Source organism: Cupriavidus sp. 8B (assembly GCF_054589115.1).
This window is the reverse complement of record NZ_BAAILO010000653.1, coordinates 1-18,617: the sequence shown is the minus strand read 5'-3', so window position 1 is coordinate 18,617 and position 18,617 is coordinate 1. Positions and strand designations below refer to the sequence as shown.

Annotated in this window: 12 protein-coding genes; 5 read left to right on the top strand and 7 right to left on the bottom strand. The window is 64.9% G+C overall.

Features of this window, described 5'->3' with window-relative positions:
• Positions 1-157: 157 nt before the first annotated feature.
• Positions 158-2,611: a TonB-dependent receptor gene (locus tag ACYP5B_RS52075; protein ID WP_459575336.1), complete on the top strand. Its 2,454-nt coding sequence runs from the start codon at positions 158-160 to the stop codon at positions 2,609-2,611.
• Between the two features lie 603 nt (positions 2,612-3,214).
• Here ACYP5B_RS52075 and ACYP5B_RS52070 read toward each other — a convergent pair.
• Complete coding sequence (locus ACYP5B_RS52070) at positions 3,215-5,206, bottom strand: sensor domain-containing diguanylate cyclase (protein WP_400094789.1); 1,992 nt, start codon at positions 5,204-5,206, stop codon at positions 3,215-3,217.
• A gap of 481 nt (positions 5,207-5,687) precedes the next feature.
• Complete coding sequence (locus ACYP5B_RS52065) at positions 5,688-5,990, bottom strand: GNAT family N-acetyltransferase (protein WP_400094866.1); 303 nt, start codon at positions 5,988-5,990, stop codon at positions 5,688-5,690.
• A gap of 1,229 nt (positions 5,991-7,219) precedes the next feature.
• On the opposite strand from ACYP5B_RS52065, the gene ACYP5B_RS52060 reads away from it, so the two are divergent.
• The 3 genes from ACYP5B_RS52060 (at position 7,220) to ACYP5B_RS52050 (ending at position 10,688) form a co-directional block, all read left to right on the top strand.
• Positions 7,220-7,948 (top strand): helix-turn-helix domain-containing protein, encoded by a 729-nt coding sequence (locus ACYP5B_RS52060; RefSeq protein ID WP_400094787.1) that lies wholly within the window; start codon positions 7,220-7,222, stop codon positions 7,946-7,948.
• 146 nt (positions 7,949-8,094) lie between these two features.
• Positions 8,095-9,105: a helix-turn-helix transcriptional regulator gene (locus ACYP5B_RS52055; protein ID WP_459575333.1), complete on the top strand. Its 1,011-nt coding sequence runs from the start codon at positions 8,095-8,097 to the stop codon at positions 9,103-9,105.
• Between the two features lie 146 nt (positions 9,106-9,251).
• On the top strand, positions 9,252-10,688 hold the full coding sequence (locus ACYP5B_RS52050; protein ID WP_459575331.1) for an amidase: 1,437 nt from the start codon (positions 9,252-9,254) through the stop codon (positions 10,686-10,688).
• Between the two features lie 163 nt (positions 10,689-10,851).
• On the opposite strand, the gene ACYP5B_RS52045 is transcribed toward ACYP5B_RS52050, so the two are convergent.
• The 5 genes from ACYP5B_RS52045 to ACYP5B_RS52025 all read right to left on the bottom strand — a co-directional run bounded on the left by ACYP5B_RS52045 (position 10,852) and on the right by ACYP5B_RS52025 (position 15,871).
• Positions 10,852-12,051, bottom strand: coding sequence for an ABC transporter permease (locus ACYP5B_RS52045; protein WP_459575329.1), 1,200 nt, complete (start codon positions 12,049-12,051; stop codon positions 10,852-10,854).
• Positions 12,052-12,053: 2 nt separating this feature from the next.
• Entirely contained in the window at positions 12,054-13,262 is a 1,209-nt protein-coding gene (locus ACYP5B_RS52040; protein WP_400094780.1) for an ABC transporter permease, read from the bottom strand.
• 10 nt (positions 13,263-13,272) lie between these two features.
• Entirely contained in the window at positions 13,273-13,983 is a 711-nt protein-coding gene (locus ACYP5B_RS52035) for an ABC transporter ATP-binding protein (protein WP_400094778.1), read from the bottom strand.
• A complete protein-coding gene (locus tag ACYP5B_RS52030) occupies positions 13,980-15,188 on the bottom strand; it encodes an efflux RND transporter periplasmic adaptor subunit (RefSeq protein ID WP_267602372.1) in 1,209 nt (402 codons plus the stop codon). Before ACYP5B_RS52030 ends, ACYP5B_RS52035 begins: the two co-directional genes overlap by 4 nt.
• 284 nt (positions 15,189-15,472) lie before the next feature.
• A complete protein-coding gene (locus ACYP5B_RS52025) occupies positions 15,473-15,871 on the bottom strand; it encodes a hypothetical protein (RefSeq protein WP_400094775.1) in 399 nt (132 codons plus the stop codon).
• Positions 15,872-16,415: 544 nt separating this feature from the next.
• Between ACYP5B_RS52025 and ACYP5B_RS52020 the strand changes: the two genes are divergently transcribed.
• Positions 16,416-18,389, top strand: coding sequence for an acid phosphatase (locus ACYP5B_RS52020; RefSeq protein WP_459575328.1), 1,974 nt, complete (start codon positions 16,416-16,418; stop codon positions 18,387-18,389).
• The last annotated feature ends 228 nt before the right edge of the window (positions 18,390-18,617 follow it).

The following is an 18,617-nucleotide window of genomic DNA, read 5'->3' as shown; positions in this document are numbered from 1 at the left end:
TCCCGGAAGGTTGCAGTGGCCGGTGGGCATCGCTTGGCGGATCGGGAGGTTTTCCCGAAACCCGAGGTACGGAACCTGCTCCCTGTCCCTCAAGTTGTTTCCACCAAGCCGGCACCCAACGCAGGTGCCCCGGCCGATCATTCCGAGGAGATGCAAGATGCCAGCCAACCTACCCCCGCCCAGGCGCAGGGCCGTGCCGGGAGGCGCTGCCCTGCGCCTGGCGCCGCGCCGTGGCGCGCTTTGCCGCCGCGCGGCCACCGCCATCGCACTGGCCGTGGCACTGCTGGCCGCCCTGCCCGCTGTTGCACAACAGGACAATGGTGTGCAAATCGGGGACAATGCCACGCTGCCTGAAGTGATGGTAGTGGCAACCGCGCCGCTGCCCGGCATCGGCGTGGACCGCGATCTCGTGCCGTACACGGCGCAGACGGTCAGCGGCGACGACCTGAACGGCAAGCGCGCCGGCACCCTCGCCGAATACCTGGCGCGCTACCTCACCGGTGTCAATGTCAACGACATCCAGGGCAGCCCCTTCCAGTCCGACCTCACCTACCGCGGCTTTCGCGCCTCGCCGATCCCCGGCGCGTCGCAAGGCCTGTCCATCTACCTGGACGGCATCCGCGTCAACGAACCCTTCGGCGACGTGGTCAGCTGGGACATGATTCCCGAGGCCGCGCTCGAGAGCGTCTCGCTGGTCTCCAGCGCCAACCCCGCCTACGGCCTCAACACGCTCGGCGGCGCGCTGGCCATGACCACCCGCTCCGGCCTGAGTTCGCCCGGCTTCACCGCCGACCTGTCCTATGGCAGCGGCAACCGCAAGCGCGCCGACCTGTCGGGCGGCATCCGCAGCGGCAGCGGCTGGCACGCCTTCGCCGCCGGCACCCTGTTCCAGGAACGAGGCTGGCGCGATCATGCCGAAGGCCGGCTCGGCAACCTGTTCGTCAAGGCCGGGCATGAGGGCGAGACCACCAGCTGGGACGTGTCCCTGCTGCACGGGCGCAGCACCCTGATCGGCAACGGCCTGGTGCCGAGCTACCGCGCGAGCGGCAATGCCCTCCTGCCCGGCCTCTATGAAAGCAACCGCGCCGCGGCATACACCTACCCGGACAAGACCCGCAACCAGGTCACCCAGGTAGCCCTCAACGGCCGCCACTGGTTCGACGACAAGACCAGCGCCGCGATGCTCGCCTACGTGCGCACCAGCCGTCGCGACACCACCAACGGCGACATCAACCCGGACTACGACACTTACACGGAAGACTGCGAAGACGGCTTCACCGCCGACGGCAGCCCGCGCAAGTCCCGCTGCGGCTTCACCCGGGCCGAAGGCGCCGCGCTGGACCCGGCGGTGCTCAACACCACGCATATGTGGCAGCAATCCATCGGCATGGCGCTCAGCGCGGCCAAGGAAACCGAGCACCACCTGCTCAACGCCGGGCTGACCTTCGACCGCAGCCGCCTGACCTACTCGCAGTACGAGCAGCTCGCCACCTTCACCGACGACCGCGGCGTGGTCGCCGACCCGAACGCGCCCAACCAACTGTTCTCCGGCGTCAGCGGTACCTCGCGCGCGGTCGGCCTGTACCTGTCCGATACCTGGTCCTTGACGCCCAGCACCTTCCTCACCGCCTCGGCCAGGTGGAACCACGTCACCGTGAGCAATACGCTGCGCAACAGCGACGGCAGCGAGCAACCGCAGGAGAGCTTCACCTACCGCCGGCTCAATCCCGCGCTGGGCCTGACCCAGAAGCTGGGCGGCGGAGTCTCGGTGTTCGGCGGCTACGCCCAGAACAACCGGGTGCCGACGGTGCTGGAGCTGGGTTGCGCCGATCCGGCCCAGCCCTGCCGCCTGCCCGCCGGCCTGCAGGCCGACCCCTACCTCAAGCAGGTCGTGTCGCACTCCTACGAGGCGGGCGCGCGCTGGCGCCCGTCGAAGGACACCGAGGTGTCCGGCACGTTCTACCGCATCGACAATCACGACGACATCCTGTTCCTGCGCGCGCCCAACACCCAGCAGGGCTACTTCGCCAACTTCGACCGTACCCGCAACCAGGGCTTCGACCTCTCCGCGCGGCAGCGCCTGGGCGACTTCACGCTGCGCCTGGGCTACAGCTATCTGCAGGCCACCTACCAGGCCAACGGGCAGCTCGCGGTGGGAGAGCGCACCATCGACGTCAAGCCGGGCATGCGCAGGGCAGGCGTGCCGCGACACACCATCAAGCTGGGCGTGGACTGGCAGGCGCTGGCCGGCCTGACCCTGGGCGCCGACCTGGTTGGCGTGTCCAGCAGCCCTGCCAACGGCAATGAAGACGGCCTGCGCGCCAACCCGCAGCCCGGCAAGGCGCCCAAGTACGCGGACTGGAGCACGCCCGGGTACGCGACGGTGAACCTGCGTGCGTCCTACCGCGTGAACAAGCACTTCGAGATCTACGCACGCGTGGCCAACCTGTTCGACCGCCGCTACGAGACCTATGGCCAGATCTCCAACGACCTGTTCCCCAACGGCAACCTGCTGCGCCCGCACGTCACGCCGGAGGACAACGCCAGCGCGCTGTTCGTCGCCCCCGGCGCGCCGCGCAGCGCCTGGGTCGGGGTGGTGTATCGCATGTAGCCAGGCAGCTACGCCGCGCCACCGAATCGCCGCCAGACGGTCGCCCACCTTGATCGCCAATCCGGCGCGGCAACGCATTGCCAAGGGTTGCAACCGAGACTTCTTCGACTCGACTGTCAGGTGGCGTCCAACGCGACGAAGCGGCTGATCTTGGAGCGTCTTGTTTCGTTTGCAGTGATTCCCTCGAACATTGAGCCCACCCGGTAGACTGGAAAGCCGGAAACTCCCCCTAGGACTTGGGAGGCAGGGAGCGATAGGCAAGGATCCAGGTGCAGATCAGCGGGCCGATGATGGGGAGCAATGCGAGGTAGGCGTAGTAACCGTTAATGCGAGCAGCTTTGAAGGCCCTGCTATAGGGAATGAACCACAGAGCTTCGAAGAGTAGAAATCCTAGGAATTCAGTCACTAATGTCATGCACTTGCTCTACTCAGCACTGTTGCAAGGAGAGAAATTGGGTGTAGGTGGAAAAGATAGCCTACCGCCTATTAAAGGTAGCGAGTCACGATTCGCCCGGTGGATTCTGGCATGGGATGAAAGCAGGAATGGTGAACAATTGTGAGAAATGCCTGTGCACCTCTTGGGACCGCGGCATTGAGACAGTCTCAATCCGCTTCAGCCTCGCATACCAAGAATCTACCTTTCCCATCGTGCTTTGCCCCATATAGCGCAGCGTCGGCGCGAGAGAACAGTTCTGCGGCAGTCTGACCGGCCGCAACCCGACCACTGTCGCGGCGGCGCAGCGCTATGCCAACGCTTGCGCGAGCCGTCACCTGATACCCCGGATAAATGTAAGGGTGGGCTGAAAATTCCATGATGGCTTGTGCAACCCGCTCCGCTTCATCCGAGGATTTGACATTGTCCAGAACGACGGCAAATTCGTCGCCGCCGATGCGTGCGGTGGCGCCCGCTTGCGGGACAATCAAGGCGAGCCGCTCGGCGAAAGTAACGAGCAGCTTGTCCCCGACCGCGTGCCCGTAGCTGTCGTTCACGCATTTGAATCCGTCCAGGTCCACCAAAAGGAGCGCCATCGAGCTCTGGTTTTGGTCGGCACGCTTGATGGCCGCGGACAGGTAGCGATCAAAGCCTTTCCGATTGAGAAGTCCGGTCAGATGATCCGCAAGGGTCAGTTGTTCCAGCCGGTTGACCTGTGCGCGCTCCACTGTCACATCTCTCACGAAGACGTGCAGGCCTTGCACGATGTCACAACCTTCAACCAGAGCCGGCTGATAGGTGATCTCAAGGCATTGATATTCGCGAGTGTCACGGGGAACCCGATCAAAGGTCAGGCTCTCCCCAGCATAAGCGCGGTCCAGGTAGGGTTTCATCTCGGCATAGGCGGGCGCACCCCACAGTTCTTGCATGGAAAGCCCGACAATGCTGGCAGCCGGCAGCCCGAATCGGCGCTCGTAAGCTGTGTTGACGAAGACATAGCGTCCCTGCGCATCGACGTAGGAGATGAGGTCCGGCACCTGGTTGGCGATGGTTTGGATGCGCCTCTCTGACGCGTGCGCCTCCTCCTTCGCCTTTTGCAGCGCCGATTCGCGCTCCACCAATTGCCTGATAACCCGCGAAAAAGTGATTGTCAGCTCGCTTACCTCATCGCGCGGTGTATCGGCTTTGGGTAAAAGCTCATTGAGGTTGGCAGGGTTCCGCTGGATCGCACGATGCAGCCGCTCCAGCGGCACCAGCAGGTGCCGGACCACGATCCACATCAGGCCAACTGCAACGAGCAGGCCGATACCTGCCGCTAGCACAACCTTGCGACGGACTTCGGTCAGCGGCGAGTACGCTTCTTTTGCGGGAAGCGTGGCCACGAGTTCCCAGCCGTTGGATTTGAGCAGGTACCTTGCAACGATTGGCTGGGTCGGCTGGAGAATCTCGAAGGGGGAATACGCTTTTTCCGTGCCGCAGGACTCGCCCACGGCGCTAGCAATTTTCATCAACTGCGCCCGGTCGGCATGCATCACGTAGAGGGGATTCTGTCCGGACGACACCAGGCAAAACATGCCGGTGGCACCCACGCGATTGCGCACGACGTCCAGCAAGAAGTTGTCGCGAAGCAAGTTCAGGCTGCCAATCACGATGGCTCGCAACCGACCGTCTGGCGAGCGAAGTGCGACGGCAATCACGAAGCCCGGTGCGCCATTGTTGCGGCCAATCAATGGCTCGGAGAAGAATGTGGATGCACCTTGCAATATGCCTTGCACGTAGTCCCGGTCCGCCAACTGAAACTGCTGGCCGGTTGGCATGGCCGTGTTGAAGGCGAGTCGGCCATCCGGCCAGATCAGCGATACCGAGTTGAATGCCTCGGGTATGGAGGCGGCCTGGCTGGCAAACGCCTTCAATTCCTCCGGCGAACGCTCCAGCATTGGCGCCAGTTGTCGCGCGAGGGTGCGCAGCAGGACGGCACGTCCTTCGAACTTCTCATTGAGTTGCTCAGCGACAAGCTTGACCTGGGTGTACTGCTGCGCTTGCAGAAGCTCTTTCAGGCTGGTATAGGCGTAATACTGTGCGATCGCGGCCAGTGCAACGCTGAACAGCGACACCACCAGTGCCGTCGCCAATGCCGCGCGGTTTTTCAAGGTCCAGCGCACGAGATGCTCTTCTTTCAGATCCCGGGTTCATCCCGAATCCCGGTCGGGACCACCATCACCAGGTTGTTTGCGCCGAAGTCCCACGCTAGCGACATCAATCGCTCAGTGCATGGATGTGCCTAACATAGGACGCCGTGCGGAAAAGGATCGAGGATGTTATTAAATCCGCACATCCCCCAAGAACGATCCTCTACCTGTCGCCCCGTAGCTCGCGGACCTTCTCCGAAGCTCAACAGCGCGATTGGTTTGATAACGGCACCAGGAGTCCGAACTTTAGGCGTGCCGCTCGGTCACCCAGACTGGATGACCCTTCTTGACCCGTTGTCGCGTTTGCCAAGGTCAATGGACTCCGCTCGCACCGATTACGCGATATAAACGCCTGCAGCGCTAACGCACGCTTTAGCAATTCCTTCACCTGCGTTTTTGAGCGCGTACTTTCTCGGGGAAGCCAATATATCTTGGGCAGAAAGCTGACGACGCCTCAGTCAAGGCGACGACACATATAGTTTGTGCTCGCACCAAAGCGTCGTTGAAACGTCTTGGATAACTCCACCTGTTTCAGAATCGCATCCACGGAGGTGAGCGAAAAACCATAGCGCGCGAAAAAAGCTGGATGTTCCGTTGTGAGGAGGACCGCCTTTGTGCAACCGTTGGCCCGGGCGCGCATTGGTAGGGATGCTACGAGATGCGTGGCAATTTGCCGTTCGCGATATTCCTGAAGGACTCCAACGGCTCGGACGAAAAATGTTGCATCGAACTGCTCACCACATGCGCAACCAATCATGGCTTTGCCGAGTTGAAATGACCTCGACAAAATCATCTGATGCAAATAAATGCACACGCCACCGAGATGGCAAAGCGAGTGGTAGCAGGACAGCAGAGTTTAATGTAGCGCATACTTAAACCCAAGTTATATCAGGGTTAACACATAGGTTTTTGAGCGGTATTTTTCATGCGCTTGTCATGGACCAAGGTCCTGGCGGAACGCCGAATAAGTTACGTACAGCGCATATTGCGTCGAGGCCTTCAGTAAAATATATTCCGAAATCCTTCTTGCATCACGCGCGCACGAGCAGCGCTCCGGCGTCCAACACGGCTAGCAGGGCATCATGAATGCCTGGTCCCTGGAAGTAGTCCTTTCGTCACCGAGATGAAGAGAAGTTCGACGCCTCGAACCCACGCGGTGCCCGGTGTCCGTGTCGGTAGACCCGGTAGTCTGTTCACGAAACGTGCAGCGCAGAACCAGGCCAATAGTCTGGTCCAGTTAGTCGGTACCTCGCAGGTTAATGAGGACTCTGTTTTGGCTAGCCTTCCAGTTGTAGTTGGCAATGAGGATCCCAATAACGTGCCCTGTGGCAGGCCCTCTGGGAGAAAATGCCAGCAGGCAGTATGTAAAGGCGTCGTCGAATGCGGAGTGTGTACCCTCCAGCCGCAAATCGCCGTTTTTGACCTTGCTATACACCGCAAAACCGTGGGCGATCGACCTTTCCACCCACTGGATTCCGGTCACGTTAAAGTGGACGGCTCGGATTTCGAGCCGTCCAACGATCACGCGAAATCCCCTCTCCCCTACGTGCATGCGAGTCTCCCAAGATTTCGTCGAACGGCACGGCATTTCGCGCAAGCAAGCTGTGTGCGCACAACCCTGACTGGCACTGGCTCTGGCTGACTCTCCATGACCTCGGAATGGTTGGAGGGATCGCACCGCTTGGGGTAAGTCTGCAAGAGACACCCACGACTGACCGACTTCTCTGTCTTTCGTCGCCTTCTCTATTGTATGAATGTGCCGGACTTGTCTTCTGGGCGTTGGTGCGCTAGCGCACCAACGGTAGATAATAGCGGCAGTCGTCGCCGGCTATTTATGTAAAGATATGAAATAGATTATCTCGGGTGACCGACGTTTCCAGCAAAGCGTTCTCTTCAACCTGACACCTCCATTGCCTGGAAATATCAAAGGTCTGGTATTCCCCCCCTCAATTCTCCAATGTTGGCTTACCCAATCCGGAGGCCCTCGTGAGCTACAACTGTGAATCTGATCTGACCGGACAACTAGCTGAACTGGGCGCTAGGATCAGGAAAGCGAGGGATTTCCGTCGACTAACGCTATACGGCCTGGCGAATCAGAGCGGCGTGTGCGTACAGACGCTGATTTCTATCGAGCAAGGCAACTCCGGGGTGGCAGCACCCCAACTGCACAAGGTACTCCGCACACTTGGTCTGCCACAGACCCTCGTACCTCAAGACGTACCGCCAGGCCAACGAGAAGCATGTCATTCGCGCCACCTTGGCTCGGTCGATACTGAAACTGCGATCAACAACGCGGCACAAAAAGCTTGCGAAGTCCTGGACGCGTGGTTGGTTGCGATAAACCCCGGGCAAGCTATCGATTCCAACTTTCAACGGCACCTGCGCGAACACATCGCGGCCATGCTGTGTGGTCGTCCTGGGTCCATGCGCCCGGCGCGGATAAGACGTCGAGTCTATTCGGATGATTTCGTTGGCGGGCCAATAGCCGCTGAATCTGAAGACTGCCGCGGATGGGCGTTGCGTGTTCGTGGTGAGACGCTGATACTGCAAGGCCAATGCGCCTTGGACCTCAACGATGCCGCGTTTGAGCCCTACTCGTCCCGAGAGGTGGCGCTGCGCGCCTTTCGAGAATATGTCGAGAAAGGAGGCATTCCTCCCGAGGCATTGGATGCCGTTCCAGTCTTTTGGAGCGAGAGCGGGCAATACTACTTCTAGGGAAAGTCTGAAGAGCCGGGATTTCGCCGAACACGCAACCGATGCCGCCGGCCTGGAAACTTGACCGTGATAGAGTGGTTTCGATTTCTTCATCACCACATCCCACGCGATCGACCCAGCAACCTGACAATGCCCAGGAGATGACAATGCGTCAGCACATCGCGCGCGATACCGCGGCGCAGGCCCGCGAATTCCAACTGGCGGGCAGTGTCAGCCGCCTGCTGCTGTCGCTTTACCAGCTTGCAGCCACTGAGCGCATCGGTGTGTTTGAACAACGCGTCTTCGACCTGCTGCACGAGCATATGGATTTCGACAGCGCCTGGCTCGGGCATTCGACGCTCACGCCGCTGGGGCCGCGACTGCACAGCAGCCATACCCACAACGCAGCCCCTGACTTTCTCGCCGACTGGGAGCAGGTGAAGGGACAGGATCCGCTGGTGGGCCTGGTAGCCGGCGGGCCGGGCAGGACGGTCGCGCTATCGGTGCCGCGCGAGCCGCTGGCCCTGCCGCTGCGCGCGCTGTGCCGGCGGCATGGCATCGCCCATGTCCTGTGCGGTGCGCACTTTGCCGCGCCGGCGCATCGCACCACCCACCTGTCGCTGTATCGCAAACCGCGGCGGCAGGCCTACGCCGAGCGCGACCTTTGGGTGCTGGAATGCGTGATCGCTCACCTGGCTGCGGCGCTGGAGCAGAACCGGCTGTGTCGGATGCGCGAGATGCGCAGCCAGGGCAACGCCACCGAAGGCACGGCGATCGCGCTGTTCGACGCCAGCGGCTTCCTGCAGTACGCCGACGAATCGTTCTGTGAACTGATGGCGCTGGAATGGCGGGAATGGAATGGGATCACGCTGCCGGGCGAAGCGCGCCATGCCCTGCTGCACGCGCATGGCGCGGGCTTCACCGGTGCATGCGTGTGGCTGTCGGGAGAAAGGGTGGGGGATCTGGTACTGCTACGCGCGGGCACGCGCGGAGCAGTCAGCGTGCTCACGCCGCGCGAACTGGCCGTTGCTCGACTGTTCGCGGCCGGGCAGACCCACAAGGTAGTGGCCCGGCAGCTCGGCATCGCCCCGACCACGGTGCGCCACCATCTCCGGCAGGCCTACGCCAAGCTGGGCATCGGCGACAAAGGCGCACTGGCCGGGCGGCTTCGCCCCTAGCTGCCAACCGGCTGGAGCCGGGACCCGGGGTCCTGCAATTGAACGGTTTCCTCCGTTCCGCTGCGCTGTTCAAATGCCTGTACCGCCAGCCACGACTGGCGGCGCGGAGCCGATCGTGACTCCGCCCGGACAGGGGACAGCACACAATGAATATCACTGAATATGCAGGCTACGATGCCACCGGTCTCGCGCAGGAAATCCGCGCGCGGCGCGTATCCCCCGCCGAGGTGCTGGCGGCCGCGCGTGCCGCCGCGGCCAGCATCAACCCCCAACTGAACGCGCTGATCGAAGCCTTTCCCGTGGCGCTCGAATACTCGCCCGACGGCCCGTTTGCCGGCGTGCCCTTCCTGCTCAAGGACCTGGTGCTCCATGCGCGCGGCGTGCATTGCGATCATGGTTCGCGAATGACGGCTGGCCGGGTCGTGCCGGCGGCCGATACGGAACTGATGGCGCGGTTCCGTCGGGCCGGCTTTGCCACCTTTGGCCGCACCACCACGCCGGAGTTCGGATTCAATGCCAGCACCGAATGCCGGCTGCATGGCCCGACCCGCAACCCTTGGCATCCGGACCACAGCCCCGGCGGCTCCAGTGGCGGCGCCGCGGCCGCTGTGGCGGCCGGCTTCGTGCCGGTGGCGCATGCCAACGACGGCGGCGGCTCCATCCGTATCCCGGCCGCCGCGTGCGGGCTGGTCGGCCTCAAGCCTTCGCGCGGGCGCACGCCGGCCGGGCCGGACCACGGCATGCCGCTGCTCGGCCTGGGCGCCGAGTTCGTCTTGACGCGCAGCGTGCGCGATTGCGCGGCCATTCTCGATGCGGTGGAAGGCGCGGACACCGGAGCGGTGTTCCATATCGAACGCCCCGCCCAGCGCTATGCCAGCGTCATCAACACCCCGCCGCGCCGCCTGCGCGTGGCCGTCTCGACCCGCTTCCCCGGCACCGGCGAAACGCATGCGGACTGCATTGCCGCGGTGCAGACCGTGGCGCAAGCGCTGGAAGCGCTTGGGCACCAGGTTGAAGACGCCAGCCCCGAGTACTGCGCCGAGTCGTTCGCGCGCGCCAATATGACTGCCTGGACTTCGTTTCTTGCGGCCAGCGCGCTGGGTGCCGGCCAATGGATCGGGCGGCCTTATGACGGCAGCGGCGTGGAAGCCTGCACGCGCGCCTGCATCGAGCACGGGCTGACGTTGAAGGCGCTCGACCTTGAACTGGCGCTAGCCGCCATGAACACGGTCTCGCGCGCGGTCGGCGAGTTCTTTACCCGCTACGACCTGTTGGTGACGCCGGTCACGCGCGTGCCTACCGCCCCGCTCGGCCTGCTCGACCAGGACGACACCTCGCTGGACGCGCGCGGCTGGTGCGACAAGGTATTCGACTACTGCCCCTTCACGCCGCTGTTCAACGTCACCGGCACGCCGGCGATCTCGCTGCCGCTTGGCATGTCCGGCGAACTGCCGCTAGGCGTGCAATTCGCCGCGCCGATGTGCGACGAAGCGACGCTGCTCCAGGTAGCGGCGGCGCTCGAGGAGGCACTGCCGTGGCGAGCCAGGCGCCCGCGCATCCATGCCTCTCGCATCCAGGCCTGATTGGGCGCGTTCGATAAAGCCGACTTATCAAAGGCCCTGGCGCGCGCTGCAAGCCTCATGAGATTCCATGACCAGTTCGCAGCGAGGTCTGGCATCTCTGTGAGTGCGGCTATGCATCCCGCCGCACGGGGCTGATCGAGGGCATGGCGAGCGTGGCCGTGCCCTACTCGGAACGTAGCGCCTCCTGCGGATCCAGCTGCGCGGCCTTGCGCGCCGGGAGGACGCCGGCAGCCAGGCCGACCACCACCGCCACCAGTTCGGCGAGCACGGCATACGACCATGGGGTGTGGACCGGCAGAGCCGGCAACGCGGCTTCGATCAACAGGGAGAGGCTCCACCCCAGCAGCAAACCCGCCATGCCGCCGACGGCCGCGAGCACCGCCGCCTCGCCGAGAAAGAGCAGCATGACGCGGCGCCGGGTTGCGCCGACGGCGCGCAGCAGGCCGATCTCCGAAGTGCGTTCGGCCACCGCGATGGTCATCATGGTGAGAATCCCCACGCCGCCGACCACCAGCGAAATGGCACCGATCGCCGCTACCGCGAAGGTGATGGCATCGAGCACTGCGCCGAACACTTCGAGCATCTTTTGCTGCGGCGTGACGGTGAAGTCCTCAAAGCCATGGCGCGCGCTCAATACGTGCTTGATGCCTGCTTCCACCTCGGTGAGCGGCGCAGTCGGGTCGTAGGTGACCTCGATCTCCACCAGGCTCTCCCGGTTGAACAGGTCCAGCGCCCGGCCGGCCGGTATGTAGACGGTATCGTCCAGGTCGAAGCCCAGCATCTGGCCTTTGGCTTGCATCACGCCAATCACGCGGTAGCGTTCCCCGCCGACACGGATGCGTGCGCCCAAAGGGTTGTCGCTGCCGAAGAGTTCGCGTGCCACGGTTGCGCCGAGTACGGCCAGGGTCCGCGCGGCGCGCGGATCGTCGTCGGGCAGGAACTGGCCGATGGCCACGCGCATGCTCAGCGCCTCGGTGAAGCGGTGCCCGACGCCATACAAGGTGACGCGGCGGCTCTTGCCGAGGTAATCGATCTCGGCATTGCCTTGCACCAGGGGATTGGTCACGCGCACGTGGGGGGCATGGCCCAGGGCGATGGCATCGTCGATGGTCAGCGGGCGCACCGTGTTGATCGACCCGAGCGAGGCGCCGTGGGTCTGGGTACGCCCCGGTGTCACGCCGATCAGGTTGGTGCCGAACTGGGTGAACTCCTGGATCACGAAACGATGCAGCCCTTCGCCGATCGAGGTCAGCAGGATGACCGCGGCAATGCCGACGGCAATGCCCAGCGCGGTGAGGAAGGTACGCAGCCGGTGGGCGGCCAGTGAGGCGAGCGTAAAGCGGATGAAGTCGGCGTAGCGCATGGTCATCTCCGCGACAACGCCTGCACGGGGTCGAGGCTGGCCGCGCGCCGTGCCGGCGCCACCGTGAACACCACCGCCGTTACCACCGCAGTGGCTGGTGCCGCCAGCAAGGCCCACCAGGGCGCGGTGAACGGGATCGCCGGATAGAGCCGGGTAGCCAGGCTGCAGCCAGCCTGCCCCACCGCCAGGCCCGTCGCCGCACCGCCGAGCGCCAGCAGTGCCGCCTCGGTGAGGAAGAGCAGCCGGATATGGCCGGCGGTCGCGCCGAGTGCCTTGAGCAGCCCGATCTCTTGCCGCCGCTGGGTCACGGCAATCAACATCACGTTCATGATGAGAATGCCGGCCACGGCCAGGCTGATGGCGGCGATGCCGCCCACGGCCAGGGTGAGCGCCCGCAGGATGCGGTCGAAGGTGGCGAGCACCGCGTCCTGGGTGATGACGGTGATATCGCGCTTGCCTTCGTGGCGCTGCCGGATGATCTCCTCGGCGTCGGCCTTGGCGTGCGGGATCTGCTCGCGGCTCCTGGCTTCGATCAGCACGCGGAACAGCGCATCGGTATCGAACAGGGCCTGGGCCGCGGAGAGCGGCACGATCACCATCTCATCGGTATTGAAGCCCAGCGACTCGCCCTGCCCGGCCAGCAGCCCGATCACGCGGAAACGCCGGTCGCCGATGCGCAGCCATTCACCCAGGGCCGGGCGCGCGCCGAACAGCTCCGCCGCCACCCTGGTGCCGATCACGCAGACGGGCTGGCTATGGTGGGGGTCGCCTTCTGGCAGGAAGCTGCCCTGGGCCAGGGCCATATGCCGCACCGCCAGCAACTCCGCGGTGGAACCCAGCACCGGCGCTTCGCGCCGGCGCGCGCCCACGCGCAAGTCACCGTCGCCGACGATCAGCGGCGCGATGCGCAGCACGGCAGGACTGCGCTTGAGCGCAAGCGCATCGTCCAGCGTCACGTCGCGCGTGGTCGCGCCCAGCACGATCCCGGGTGCCGCGCCCGCCGTTTCGCTGCGTCCGGGCAAGACGATGACCAGGTTGGTGCCCAGCGCGCCGAACTGGTTGACCACATACAGCCTGGCCCCCTCGCCGAGCGCGCTCACCGTCACCACGGCGGCCACGCCGATGCTCATCGCCAGCAGCATCAACAGGCTGCGTGCGCGGTTGCCGCGCAGTACCTGCCAGGTGAAATCGAACACGTCGGCGATGCGCATGTTGGCGGACCTATCGGGGCTGGGTTCGGGGCTGGGTTCGGGGCGGGCATTGGGGCTGGTCGCTGACGATGGCGCCATCCACCATGCGCAGCTGGCGTGCCGCGCGGGCACCGAGCTCCGGGTCATGCGTGATCAGGATCAGCGTTCCCCCCTGCGCGTGCAAGCGTTCCAGCACCGCAAGGACATCCTGGCCCGTCTGCCGGTCCAGGTTGCCCGTTGGCTCGTCGGCGAGGATCACCGGCGGATGCATGGCCATGGCGCGGGCAATGGCAACCCGCTGGCACTGACCGCCCGAGAGCTGGTCCGGCCGGTGCCCGGCGCGGTCCTGCAGGCCGTATTCGCCAAGCAGCGCAGCCAGGCGGCGGTGGCGCTCGGCCGGATCCATGCCCGCCAGCACCATCGGCAGCTCGATGTTGCCCGCGGCGGACAGCCGCGGCACCAGGTGGAAGAACTGGAACACGAAACCCATCTTCTGGCGTCGCAGCCGGGCCAGTTCGTCGTCCGGCAAGGCGGTCACGTCGCGGCCGTCAAGCGCATAGGTGCCGGCATCGGCACGATCGAGCAGGCCCAGGATATTGAGCAGCGTGGACTTGCCCGAGCCCGATGGGCCCATGATCGAGAGATATTCCCCCTGCGCCACCGCGAGGTCGATGCCGCGCAGCGCATGCACCGTCTCGCCGCCGAGCGCAAAAGCGCGCTTGATGCCCTGGAGCCGGATCATTTCGCCGTGCCTCCCGCGGGGGCCGGCTGTTCTTCGACAGCGGCGGCGCCAGCGCGGACACCGCTGCGGTCCAGCGAGGTGACCACCCGCGCGCCGCGCTCCAGGCCCGCTTTTACCTCGGTGAACTCCCAGTTGGATAGCCCGGTATCGAGCTTGCGCGCTTCCAGCTTGCCCCCGGCGGTCAGCACCAGTACCGCATTGCCGGATCTCAGGGCCGTGGTGGGAACGCGCAAGACCGGGTCGTGCGCGTCGGTCACGATCTCCACGTCCGCGCTGTAGCCGACCAGCAGGTAGTGCGCCGGGTCCGGGTTGTCGAGTTGCACCTCGACCTCGACGGTGCGGGCCTGCTTCTCCTGGGCCAGCACATAGGGCGCGACGCGCCGCACCTTGCCCACAAAGTGCTTGCCCCGATAGGCGTCCAGGGTGACGCGTGCCGGCATGCCCACCCGCAGGCGCGCCGCGTCGATCTCGTCGATCGGGGCCGACACGTAGAGGCAGGAGTCGTCGATCAGGTCCACCGCCGGCAGTGTCGGGATGCCGGGCGGCGACGGCGTCAGGTACTCGCCTATTTCGCCATTCACTTCGGCGACCACGCCGTCGAAAGGCGCCTTGAGGACCGTGCGCGCGATATCGGCGCGGGACCCCGCGATCCGCGCACCAGCCTCTTTCACCTGGGCCTTGGAGGATTCGCACGCCGCGCTCCTGGAACTGGCGTCGGCATCGGCCCGCTCCAAGGCCTGGGAGGATATAAAGCCCCTGGCCACCAGCCCGCGCGAGCGCCTGGCGTCGCTGGCCGCCACCTTGGCCAGTTCGCACACTTCGCGCACATGCGCCGTGGCCGTCAGCAACTGCTCCTGGGCAAGGCGATCGCGCGCGAGCAGGTCCTCGTTCCAGAGTTCCAGCAGGACCTGGCCAGTCTTCACGCGATCGCCCTTGCGGATTTTCAGCACCTCGATGCGCCCTGCCGCCGGCGGCGCCAGCTTTGCCCGCCGGCAGGCGGACACCGAACCGGCCCGGGTATTGGCGACAGTGGCCTCGACCCGCCCCGTGTCGACCCTGGCTGTCTGCACCGCCACCGGCTCGGCCCGGGTCGCATACCAAGCTGCGCAGACGATGAATGCAAGCACCGCGGCGGCAGCCGAGAGGCGGATGGCAAGCCGGCGGCGCGTTGCCCGGTCCGGCGCTGAGGGGGAATGGTCTGTCATGGGGTAATGAGTAGCAAGCCTGGTCCGCTTTGCGTTGGACACGACGATGCACTCTCACCACTAAGAATAGGCAGACATGTGACGAACTGGAACCCTGCGGCCAACAGTGTGCTTTTAAGCCTGGCGCGCGTCACCAAGAGGATTGCAAGGCATCCTCGGTATCGATGTGACGGATGCAGCTTGCCGCCCCGCGCAAGCGCCGGGGCAAAAAGAAGCAGACGAAGAAGGCGCGTGCCGTGCCGTTTCCGCTATTGGTGGCGGGACTGCCGATTTCGTTGGGCGCTTCAGAGCGCGGCATCGACCACCAGCGAAGCCCTAAGCTGGCGAATCCGTCGGTCAACGAAATAGCCGCCGCCCTCGACGTAGCGCAAGAAGTGGCGGCCGCAAACGGTACATTCCCAGACGTCGCACCGGTTATATGGAAAATACCGCGGGGCGATCGGCGCAGCCGGAGACCAGAACTGCGTGCGGTCCGGATGGTATTCGCCAAACGTCGGTTCGTCGTCTGATTCATCGTCAGCTGCCCGCAGCGTGCCGGCTTCGCGGAGTTGTTCCTCCGGATAGGAGACGGGCTGGCTTTCCCAAGCGGACGAAAGCGTCTTGCAGCACGAGCACGCCTGCGCGACGCTCTCTGAGTGAGCGGCAAGCGCCATCAGGGCGGGGTAATCGAGGTACGGCGGCATTTGGGCCATGGCTCATTGTTGGCGGGCATTGGCAATGCGCACCATGCCCGCGTGGTCTCGGATAAACGGCTTGGTCGACGGGCCAAAACAGTTGACGTGCTGACTTCCCTCTCGATTGCCAGGCCACGGAGTCAATGGGCCCGCGTCATATCAGCCGACACCCTCTTCCGCGGTCGAACAGGAAGACGCCATCGTTGCCAGCTTTTTCGCATGCCTTCTGTCTTGATGCGTGTCGGCGGGAAGGATAGCACCCGCGCGACAAGGGTCTCGTGCGCTGCAACCTATGCGAATGGCATACGGTGCCTTGACATCGTGGCCCACCGGGTAAGTTGGGAGGGACCTGCACTCGCGTTCCCATCGCGATGCCCACCGAGCAGTTGTCCCTTTTCGAGCGTCATACGGGCGGCGATCGACCGTCGGCTGAGACGAAGTGGCTCCCGCTCCGAAGCGCACCGCAGAAGTGCATTAATAGTCATAAGGAGTACACAATGGCTGCGTAGCATTCCGCCGATCCCAATGCCACCGGCCCTAGCGCCAGCGCCTCATGTTTCCTCCAAGCTCCCTCCGTGCCCTGACCGCCGCGCTGATCGGCGCCATGTTGCTGACCGCCTGCGGCGGTGGCGACGATGCCACCACCTCCGCGCTCGCGCAGCCGCTGTCGATCCCCGCCGCGCCCAAGGACCTGGGCTTCGCCGACTCCGCACCGGTAGCCGACCAGGCCGCCGTGCTGCCCTTCGTGGACTACGCCTACACCAACCAGCGCGGCGACGCGCGCTACGCCACCAAGGAAACCAACGCCGGCGTGCGCGTGCTGAGCGGCTTCCTGGACCTGTGGAAGCCCACCACGCTGATCGTCGATGCCGGCGTCACCGCGGCCGCCAACGGCAGCTTCCCCGCCGTGGTCGCGTCCAGTTGGACCGGCATCCCCCGCGACAGTACCGACGGCACCATCCTCAACGCCAGCGTGCTCGGCGCCAACATCCAGTACGTGGCCAACGTGACCGCGCAGCGCACCGCCGCGCAGGAACTGGCCGCCTACCTGGACGACCGCCGCAACAAGGGCTACAGCGTCAGCGACGGCCTGGGCCCCCTGACGGCCACCTGGCAAGCCGCTGCGCAACAAACCACCACCATCACCAGCATCGCCAGCGACGCCACCACCGTGCTGTACAACGACGGCGGCAACAACGTCGGCGTGGGCGGCAGCACCAACGCCAGCTTCGGCACCGTGGTGGATTTTGTCAGCAACATCGGCGAGAACGGCTCCACCGAGCCGGCCAAGCGCTTCTACAAGTACGCGCGCCCGTGGCGCTGGAGCAGCAGCGTCAAGGTGGTCCCCGCGCTGGAGCCGGCCAAGAGCGGCACGCCCGCCACCGATGGCGGCTTCACCAGCGGCCACACCGCCGAAGCCGTGCGCGACGCCATCGCCATGGCCTATGCCGTGCCCGAGCGCTTCCAGGAAATGGTCACGCGCGGCCTGGAACTGGGCGAGAACCGCATCGTCGCCGGCATGCACTCGCCGCTGGACGTGGTCAGCGGCCGCATGCTGGGCCAGGCCACCGCTGCCGCCAGCATCGCCACCGGCGCCAACGCCGCGCGCAAGGCCGCCGCTTATGACCAGGCCCACGGCACGCTGATGGCCGCGGCCAAGACCGACACCAAGCTGGCCTTCAACGACTTCGCGCACTCCGGCACCACGGCCACCGACCGCTTCGCGGACTACGCCACCAACAAGGCCAACTACAACCGGCGCATGACCTTCGGCTTCGCGCAGATCGCCGACACCACCAAGCCGGCGGTGGTGCCCAAGGGCGCCGAGGTGCTGCTGGAAACGCGCCTGCCTTACCTGGATGCCAACCAGCGCCGCGTGGTGCTGAAGACCACGGCGATGCCGTCGGGCTATCCGGTGATGGACGACGCCGAAGGCTGGGGCCGCCTCAACCTGTTCGCCGCGGCGGACGGCTACGGCGCCTTCAACGGCGACGTGGTGGTCAACATGGATGCCTCCCAGGGCGGCTTCAATGCGCTCGACACCTGGCGCAACGACATCGGCGGCGCCGGCAAGCTGAACAAGCAGGGCAGCGGCACGCTGCGCCTGGGCGGCCAGAACAGCTACACCGGCGGCACGCAGGTCGCCGCCGGCACGCTGCAGGCCCTCTCGGCCTCCGCATTCGGCAAGGGCGACCTCTATCTCGGCGGCGGCACGCTGGCTTCCAGCGCCGACGCGCAGTTGGTGATCGCCGGCGCCTACACGCAGCTGGCCAATACCACGCTGCAACTGGACCTGGGCAGCGGCGGCGCCGGCCGTCTCGCGGTCAGCGGCATCGCCACGGTGGCGGGCGGCACGCTGACGGTGAACTTCCGCAGCGGCTTCCGGCCCGCGATGGGGGACACCATCAGCCTGCTTTCCAGCACCAGCCTGAAGGGCCAGTTCACCACCATCTCGGTGCCGGGGTACAAGACCACGCCCATCTACACGGCCACGGGCTTGTCGGTGCGGATCGACGGGACGGCTTGATGTTGTGACAACGAAGAAAGCCGCCTTCGGGCGGCTTTCAGCCTGCCGACAAACCTGAAGCATTAGGCAAAGCCGCCGAACAGGCCAAAGCCGCGCGCCATGACGACGGCTGTCTCTCCCTCTCCCCTCAGAGGGAGAGGGCCGGGGAGAGGGGTGGCTTAGTCAATATGACTCCCCTGGGGCAAAGAGGGCTGGCCCGCCGCGAGGAATCAAACGCGGGTTAGCATG